The 497-nt window shown below is 38.0% G+C and carries 1 protein-coding gene; it reads left to right on the plus strand.

Going from position 1 to position 497, the window contains the following annotated elements; translation table 11 throughout:
• On the plus strand, positions 1 to 495 hold a 495-nt coding region (locus FD28_RS02175), incomplete at its 5' end, for a site-specific integrase (protein WP_057732132.1).
• Positions 496 to 497: the final 2 nt, after the last annotated feature.

The following is a 497-nucleotide window of genomic DNA, read 5'->3' on the forward strand; positions in this document are numbered from 1 at the left end:
TATACGATTTTTCAAGTTGGTAAAGCGACGCTACTGCGAGTGAGTGACGTTATGGGTTTAAAACAGACCGATATTTTTAATCTGGACGGTTCTATTAAACAAAATGCGTTCATTCATGATCGAAAAACTGGTAAGCCTAATACCTTGTACCTTAAACCAGTTCAAACAGAACTCTTATTGTATCGTCAATGGCTGCTTGATCATAAACTAGCATCTGAATGGCTCTTTCCTTCCATTCAACACCCCGAGCGACATATCACGGAAAAACAGTTCTACAAAATTATGAGTAGGGTTGGCGATCTGTTAGGAATTAATTATCTAGGTACCCATACGATGCGCAAAACCGGGGCTTATCGTGTTTACACGCAATCAAATTACAATATTGGCCTAGTAATGCACTTACTAAATCACTCAAGTGAATCAATGACTTTAGCTTATTTGGGCTTGGATCAAGCAAGTACAGAAAACATGTTGAACCAAATTGATTTTGGGTAAAT

Origin of the sequence: Levilactobacillus hammesii DSM 16381 (assembly GCF_001434395.1) — a bacterium.
Classification (GTDB): Bacteria; Bacillota; Bacilli; order Lactobacillales; family Lactobacillaceae; genus Levilactobacillus; species Levilactobacillus hammesii.